This is a genomic window from Candidatus Margulisiibacteriota bacterium, from assembly GCA_041658645.1.
Taxonomy (GTDB): domain Bacteria; phylum Margulisbacteria; class WOR-1; order O2-12-FULL-45-9; family XYB2-FULL-48-7; genus JBAZZV01.
In genome coordinates, this window is record JBAZZV010000028.1 from 1 (window position 1) to 3,202 (window position 3,202).

Annotated in this window: 5 protein-coding genes; all 5 read right to left on the reverse strand. The window is 45.3% G+C overall.

Going from position 1 to position 3,202, the window contains the following annotated elements:
- Positions 1 to 34 precede the first annotated feature (34 nt).
- Complete coding sequence (locus WC903_09195) at positions 35 to 484, reverse strand: hypothetical protein (GenBank protein ID MFA5894120.1); 450 nt, start codon at positions 482 to 484, stop codon at positions 35 to 37.
- A 13-nt stretch (positions 485 to 497) separates the two neighbouring features.
- A complete protein-coding gene (locus tag WC903_09200) occupies positions 498 to 1,028 on the reverse strand; it encodes a DUF1573 domain-containing protein (GenBank protein ID MFA5894121.1) in 531 nt (176 codons plus the stop codon).
- Positions 1,029 to 1,049: 21 nt separating this feature from the next.
- On the reverse strand, positions 1,050 to 1,511 hold the full coding sequence (locus tag WC903_09205) for a DUF1573 domain-containing protein (protein MFA5894122.1): 462 nt from the start codon (positions 1,509 to 1,511) through the stop codon (positions 1,050 to 1,052).
- A gap of 135 nt (positions 1,512 to 1,646) precedes the next feature.
- A complete protein-coding gene (locus WC903_09210; protein ID MFA5894123.1) occupies positions 1,647 to 2,540 on the reverse strand; it encodes a cytochrome c biogenesis protein CcdA in 894 nt (297 codons plus the stop codon).
- A gap of 5 nt (positions 2,541 to 2,545) precedes the next feature.
- A partial coding sequence (locus WC903_09215; GenBank protein ID MFA5894124.1) for a peroxiredoxin family protein occupies positions 2,546 to 3,202 on the reverse strand: 657 nt, incomplete at its 5' end.

Genomic DNA, 3,202 nt, shown 5'->3' on the forward strand with positions numbered 1-3,202 from the left:
GCTTATAAAAATAATAATTGCTTTTTTCATAAATTTATTTTTTAAATTTAATATAATATATCATCAAGCCAATGCCCAGCAGGTTGGAAAGTATGCCTAGCAGTAAAAAATAAACTTGGTATTTGCTCAAAATCAGGGCGGCGGCTGAAAGCCCGAGCAAGGGCAAAATGTCCACCACGTGATGAGCGCAGCAAGCGATCATGGCGGTGGTTGATACTCCGGCGCTGGCCGCCATGCTTGATTTGGCCGAAGCTGTTGCGGCGCGATGAATCAGCTTGGAATACCGATATAGACCGACCTGAACGCCAAAGCCGGCGATCAGAGCGGACATCCAATATTTATAAGAAACAAATTGCTGTAAGGGGTGAGCCGGATCCTTGGTCACTAAAAAGAGTATCAGCCAATAGGTCAAGCTTATTCCTAAAATGCCCAGCAAACCGGCGACAACTGATTTATATAAATTATTTTTAAAGTTTGTGTCCATGCAGTATTCAACATTATTTAATCACCTTCGCGGTAATAATCAGGTCGGTTTTGCTTTTATTTATTCCACTATCATTACTGACAAGGGTGATGGCGCGAGTGATCGGCCCGGTTCCGTCAGGACCGTGCGCATTCGGATCAAAGGTTACTTCCAATTCAGCTTCTTCTCCGGGCTTTAGCTGTTCGTTCCAGAAAGGAATGCCGGCTTGGCCGGCCATGGGCATACCGTAGCTTGGACCTTTTTTGCCGTTAATGATTAAAGCGGCGTTAGTGCACATGCAAGAGGTGAAGAGATCATCGATCGTCAGGTCGCCCTCGCCCTCATTTTTGAATTTAAAGCGATGGCTGATCTTTCCGTCCGCCATGGAAACCCGGCCGAAATCAAATCGCTTTTCGTCGAAGTTTAATTGCGCAGTTTTTCCATCAATCGAACCGCCGCCGTTGTTATCGCCCTCGCCGGCCAAGCCGGCGATTATGCCGACGACGACAACGACAACGCCAACGGCAAGCAAATAATATAATCTTTTGTCCGCATTATTTTTCATAAGGTTTGAATTAGTGAATAATTATTTTGATTTTTTAATTACGTTGGCCTTGAGCTCTATTTCCACCTCCGGCCGTACGGGGTCGTTGGAGTTGATATATACGACCCGGGTTAACTCGCCTAAATCAGAATCATCCTTGTGCACCGCCGGATCAAAAGTTACCAGCATTTCCGCGCTTGCCTTCGGGGCGAGGATTTTTTTATCTTCATCAATAAAGGCTTTGGTGCAGCCGCAAGAGGTTGAGAGTTTTAGGATTTTAAGCGGTTCGGTGCCCAGATTTTCAACAATGAATTTATGCTTGGTTACCTCTCCGTAGATTACTATGCCCAGATCATAAAACGCCGGGCTGACTTTGATTGATGGGCCGTTAACGTTTTCGCCGATTTTTTTCTCCGTCGCCGCCGGCTTGGCCGCTTGGCCGCTTGTTTTTTCTCGATTAATAAAATACCGGCTTGCCGCACCTCTATAACCATAAAAGATCAAGCCGGCGAAAACAAATATTAAAACCGCTGCGATCAAATAAAGATTTTTTTTAATCATAATTTTTATAGCGCTAAGCTGATGAATATATTCAGACTGATGCAGTTTGGTTAGCAACAATCAACGAGTTTTATAATATCAGCTATTTTGTTTTTTGGAGGAACTGAATAAGGCGAGTTTAACAATCAGACCTGCCAGCAGGCCGATTATTAAAAGCCAAATTGCCGCCGGCACTTTTTCAAAATAAGCGGCCAGAGCTTCATTCGCTCTGGCGGCCAATAAATTAACCGACAGATTGAAATTATCACTTTTCATCGCCAGCTGATCGGTCAAGGCCAAATAAACAATCAAGAGACCCATGGCGATAAAAGTTATGCCGGCCACGAGTTCAGCAATACTTAAACTGATAATCCTGCCGAAAAGATTATAAGATATTTTATTTTTAAAAACAATAAATTTTTCCGTGAAATTTATTTTATCAAGAAAAAAGGCGATGAAGAAAAGGGGCAGCACCATGCCCAGGGCGTAGGTCAAAGAATAAATTCCGCCCCAAAAAAGCGAGCCGGGCAGAGCTGAAAGCGCCACCGCTCCCGCCAACACCGGAGCGCAGCAAAGCGTGGCAAAGCCGGAAAAAATACCCAGACTGAAAACCGATCCGGCTCCGTCAACGGTTACCGCCGGATCAATGAATTTGGCCCGAGCCTTGACGCGAGTAGCAAATTTTAAGGAAAAACGCTTGCCGAGCAAAAGCGCTCCGCCGGTAAAAAGCAAAAAAGCCGCTCCGATAAGATAAAGTTGGCTATGGTAGGCCTGGAAAAATTGCGCCAGAGCGGCAATGCCAAGTCCCAATGGCAGAAAAACCGTCAAAAGACCCAGAAAAAACACAAAAGTCATCAAGAAGACCGCTTTCCTTTGGCGAAAAACTGAACCGAAGTAGGCCGGCAACAACACGGTAATGCAACAGGGGGCGAACAGCGCCGCCAAACCGGCCAGAAAGGCCGTAAGCAGCGAGGCGCCGATTAATAGATTCATAGCGGCTACTTAATTTTAGAGTAAATTAGGTCGTTTTGGATCGCCATGGTCGGGTCGTCATAAGTAAAACGAATAATTCCCTGTTTATCAATCAACACATAAGTGTGGCCGGGATACGTGCCTTTGTGCATGGATGATTTAAGCGACAAAACATTATAGGCCGAAGAAACCAAGCGACTGGAGTCAAAAAGAATGTTGGCTTGTTTGAGCGCCGGCAATTTTTCCGCGATTTGCGCCCAGTCTTCCTTTTGATCAGGAGTAATAGAAAGTGCCACCACCTGCTCGCTGTTAAAGCGTGAATCTTTGCCCAACTCTTCAATCTGGTTCCAGCAGGCCGGATAGCACATCTTGCCTTCATTAAAGAATAGCACAACGTTCTTGCCGCGAAGATCAGAAAGTTTTGTTTTTTTGCCTTGCAGATTTTCCAGGGTAAAGTCCGGCGCTTCTTTGCCTACCGCTTCCGCAAAAATCAGTTTTGTCCCCGGAGCGATTGAGCCTGATTCTTTATTCAAAAGCGCCTCGATTTCCGCCCGCTTTTTTTCTATCACCGCGCCGACGCCGTATTTTTCAGCGGTTTTTTTAATGATCTCTTCCTTGCTCAATTGTTGAGCAACCAAGGAATCAATATAGTCAATCATGCCCTTGGCCATGCCGCAACAAAT